This is a genomic window from Actinomadura sp. NPDC048032 (assembly GCF_040653175.1).
GTDB lineage: Bacteria > Actinomycetota > Actinomycetes > Streptosporangiales > Streptosporangiaceae > Spirillospora > Spirillospora verrucosospora.
In genome coordinates this window covers 1-4,238 of sequence record NZ_JBEZJP010000561.1, presented here as the reverse complement: position 1 = coordinate 4,238, position 4,238 = coordinate 1, and the positions used below count along the sequence as shown (strand labels likewise).

Sequence of the window (4,238 nt, the reverse complement as noted above, 5' to 3'; positions counted from 1 at the left end):
GCCGTAGACCGCGGCGAAGGCTCCGTAGGCGGTCGGGCGGCGCGCGGCCGGGACGAGATCGGCGACCGCCGCCCGCATCGTCGATTCCTGTACTCCCATCGCCGCGCCCCACAGCGCCGCGCCTGCCAGCACCGGGAGCAGCGAACCGGCGAACGCCAGCGCGGTGCCGGCACCGGCCAGCACCGGCAACGCCACCAGGACGCGCAGGCCCCACCGGTCGAACAACCGGCCCGTCGCCAGCGCCGCCACCGCGTCGGTCGCCATCGCCCCGGCGTACACCAACGGCACCGCCTGCGGACTCACCAGGTGTGCCTGCACCAGGTGGAACCCGATGAGCCCGAACGTGGCGAAGCCCGCCATCGTGACCGCCGAGAACACCGCGTAGCGCCAGAAGACCTGGCCCAGTCCCGCCAGCGGCGAGACGCCCCGCAGCGCCGCGGAGCCCGTCGCCGGAGCCGGTGCGGGCACGCGTCCCACACCTTCCTCATAGACCTGCGGGTCGGGGACGCGGCGGGCGAGCCAGACGAGAACGACCAGGACCGCGAGGCCGGGCACCGCCAGGATCCCGAAGCCGAGGGGGTACCCGTGCAGGGCGACGGCCCCGGCGACCAGCAGCGGTCCCGCGAACGCGCCTGCTTGGTCCAGCGCTTCGTGCACCGCGAACGCCGTCCCGCGGCCCATCGGGCTGCCGGCATGGGAGAGCAGCGTGTCCTTGGCCGGGCTGCGCGTCGCCTTGCCCACCCGTTCGGCGACCACGAGCGCGCACGCCCCGGCCAGCCCGACCGGCAGCGCCAGCGCGGGCACCGCCACGACCGTCAGGCCGTACCCGGCGATCGTCCAGGCCCAGTACCGGCCCGACCGTTCCGCCGCCGGGCCGCTCACCAGCCGGAGAACCAGGCCCGCCGCCTCGCCGGCACCCGTCACCACCCCCACCAGGACGGCGCCGGCGCCGAGCGACCCCAGGAACGGACCGGTGATCGATCGAGCCCCCTCGTAGACGACGTCCGCCAGGAGACTGACCACACCGAAGACCACGACGAACCGCCACGGCGACAGCGCCGGAGCCCATCCAGGAGTGGTCGGCTCGGCTCCGGTCCCCGAATCGGGGTGCTCGGAAGCGCTGTCGCCAGCCATGGGCTCTCCCACCGGGCATGCACGAAGGACACCAGGTAGGGACTGTTGGCGGAGCCCCGTAGCGGCACCGCGGTTCGGGTACGGCGAGCCCCACCGCCGCAGACGTCCTTCTCCGAAGTGAAGCGGAGTCTTAGGACCGACCGTAACGACACGCGCTCCAGCATGGCAAGGCACCCGCATCGACCCAGGCGTGCAGCGTCGAGCGCCACGCGCGCGGTCCGCTGCGCGGGGTCAGGGTCGGTGGATCCGCTGGTAGTGGGCCTTGACCTTGGCCCGGTTGCCGCAGCCGCTCATCGAGCACCAGCGGCGTCGGCCGCTGCGTGAGGTGTCGAGGAACCACAACACGCAGCCGGTTCCCTCGCAGTGCCGCAGTCGTCCAGGGGGCGCCGTCCTGAGCAGGTCGAGGTAGGCCCTCGCGGCCAGCCAGGCGGGCCGCCACGCCTCACAGTCCAGTTCCAGGCGCTCGCTCGGAGCCCCGTCTTCGAGGTGAAGCCGCAGCCTGCCGTGCGCGAGGACGGTGTTGACCTGGTCATCGGCTCCTTCGTCCAGAGACAGGCGGATGGCCGCCCGGGCTGCCCGCAGCGGTTCTGCGCAGCGCTGGGGGTCGTCGACCTCCAAGCCGTGTTCCTGGAGCCACTCGGCAAGGCCGATGGGGTCGGCCAGTTCGTCGTGCACCACTCCGTCGGCCGGCCATCGCGTGTTGACCAGGTCCAGAGGCAACGGTTCGCCGGTCAGAGGTCTGCGCGCCATGGCGTCATTCTAACCGTCTATAGCCATTTGACAAGTTAGATGTCTCATGACACCTTCCTAACCGCTACAGGGCACTTAGATGGTTAGGGGAAGTGGATGCGGCGAGATCGCGTGGCAGGTGCGGCGCTGACGGCGCAGGCGGTGTCGTTCGGCCTGAACTTCTCGGCGGGTGTCTTCTTCGCGCCGGCGTCCGCCTCCTACGGGCTGTCCGCCGCGACGCCGGCGATCGCGGCCGGGATCGCCATCGCGCTGACCGGCCTGGCGCAGCCCTTGGTGGGCGTGCTGCTCGACAGGGTGGGACCGAGGCTGGTCCTGCTGACCGGACTGACTCTGATCTCCAGCGGCTACGTGGCCTTGGCGGCCGTCCAGCAGGCCTGGCAGTTCGTCGCCGCCTACGTGGTCCTCGGCGGCCTGGGCTTCGCGGCCTCGTCCAGCCTGGCCGTCACCACGCTGATCGGCCACCGGTACGGTGACCGGGCCGGTCCGTCCCTGGCCCGCGCCTCGGTGGGCGTCAACGTCGGCCAACTGCTCGCCCCCTGGGCGGCGACCCTGCTCCTGGAGCCGGTCGGTGTACGGGGGACGTACCTGGCGCTCGGCCTCACCGGCCTGGTGGTCACCGCCGCGCTGGCGACGATCCTGCCCCGGGATGACCGCGGGGGGAACGCTCCCGCACCGGCCGCCGCCGCTCTGCGCGGCAGGGGCCGCGTGCTGACGTCCTTCGCCCTGCACTCGGCGTCGCTGTACATGCTGGTCCTGCTGCTGCCCAAGTACGCCACCGAGCTGGGCTGGTCGGCCGCGCACGCGGGACGGCTGATCACCCTCAGCGCTCTCGCCGCGGGGCTCACCTCACTGGCCACCGCCCGGCTGCTGCACCGGTTCGGCCCCGAGCCGCTGCTGCGCACGCTGCACCTGGTCCGCGCCGTGGCGCTGGTGCTGGCGGCCACCGCCACCGAGCCGGCCGTCCTCGTCGCGGTGGCGGTGCTCTTCGGCACGGCCTCCTTCACCGTGATCCCGCTGACGATGACGCTGCTGACCCGCGGCCTCGACCGGGCCCGGCTCGGCCGGGCGCTGGCCCCGGCATGGCTGATCCACCAGCTCTCGGCCGGTGCCGCGCTGGCCTTGGCCGCCGCCGTCCACGCCCTGTCCGGCAGCTACCGGGGCGCCTTCGCCCTCGGCGTCCTGCTCAGCCTCACCGCCGCGGCGCTGGTCGCGCCCGCGGCCCGCGAACCCGTGGCGACCGCCACGCGATCCCGATGAACACCGCGAAAGGACACAACGCGATGACCACCCGGCACCACACCGTCAAGATCCAGGGCCTGGACGTCTTCTACCGGGAGGCCGGCGACCCGGCCGACCCCACGCTGGTGCTGCTGCACGGCTTTCCCACCAGCTCGGCGATGTTCCGCGACCTTCTCCGCGACCTCGCCGGCGACTACCACCTGATCGCGCCCGACCACATCGGCTTCGGCCAGTCGGCGATGCCCGCGGTCGACGAGTTCGACTACGGCTTCGAGAAGCTCACGGAGATCACTCTGGAGTTGCTGGAGAAGCTGGGCCTGGACCGCTTCGCCCTCTACATCCAGGACTATGGCGCACCGATCGGCCTGCGCATCGCCAGCCGGAACCCGGAACGCGTCACCGCGATCATCAGCCAGAGCGGCAACGCCTACATGGAGGGCTTCACCCCGTTCTGGGACGTCCTGTTCGCGCACGCCAAGGACCGCTCGCCCAACGAACCCGCCGTCCGCGGACTGCTGGAGCCGGACGCCACCAAGTGGCAGTACACGCACGGCGTGCCCGCCGACCGGGCGGACCGGCTGTCCCCCGACACCTGGACCCTCGACCAGGCCTACCTCGACCGTCCCGGCAACAAGGAGATCCAACTCCAGCTGTTCTGGGACTACCAGTTCAACCTCGACGGCTACCCGGCCTTCCAGGAGTACTTCCGCACCCACCGCCCGCCGGTCCTGGTCACCTGGGGCGGCAACGATGAGATCTTCGGCCCCGACGGCGCCCGCGCCTTCGCCCGGGACCTGCCGGACGCCGAGATCCACATCCTCGACGCCGGACATTTCGCGCTGGAGACCCACGGTCCCGAGATCGCCGCCCACATCCGCGACTTCCTCAGCCGCACCCTGCGCTGACGCGGGCGCCGACGATCCGAGCCAACTGATCCGCCGGTTCTGGCGGGGGCCGCCCCTGGGAGGGGAGGGGCGGCCCCCGTTCAGGCCCGTTCCGTTCGCAGGCCTTAGGAGATGTTGACGACGCCGTTGCCCATGAACAGCAGCGGGCCGGTGACCGCGTTCTTCGCCGGGGGCGTGCCCAGCAGCGCCTCGACGCGCTCGACGACCTCG

Annotated in this window: 4 protein-coding genes; 2 read left to right on the top strand and 2 right to left on the bottom strand. The window is 72.1% G+C overall.

What is annotated here, in order from left to right; genetic code table 11:
• Both AB0C69_RS38890 and AB0C69_RS38885 read right to left on the bottom strand, forming a co-directional pair.
• On the bottom strand, positions 1 to 1,134 hold a 1,134-nt coding region (locus AB0C69_RS38890; RefSeq protein ID WP_360361113.1), incomplete at its 3' end, for an MFS transporter.
• Between the two features lie 231 nt (positions 1,135 to 1,365).
• Positions 1,366 to 1,884, bottom strand: a complete 519-nt coding sequence (locus tag AB0C69_RS38885) for a CGNR zinc finger domain-containing protein (RefSeq protein ID WP_360361110.1) — start codon at positions 1,882 to 1,884, stop codon at positions 1,366 to 1,368.
• A gap of 111 nt (positions 1,885 to 1,995) precedes the next feature.
• Between AB0C69_RS38885 and AB0C69_RS38880 the strand changes: the two genes are divergently transcribed.
• Both AB0C69_RS38880 and AB0C69_RS38875 read left to right on the top strand, forming a co-directional pair.
• Positions 1,996 to 3,141 carry an MFS transporter gene (locus tag AB0C69_RS38880; RefSeq protein WP_360361107.1) on the top strand — a complete coding sequence of 382 codons (1,146 nt, stop codon included), beginning with the start codon at positions 1,996 to 1,998 and terminating at the stop codon, positions 3,139 to 3,141.
• Positions 3,142 to 3,164: 23 nt separating this feature from the next.
• A complete protein-coding gene (locus AB0C69_RS38875) occupies positions 3,165 to 4,028 on the top strand; it encodes an alpha/beta hydrolase (RefSeq protein WP_360361104.1) in 864 nt (287 codons plus the stop codon).
• Positions 4,029 to 4,238 lie beyond the last annotated feature (210 nt).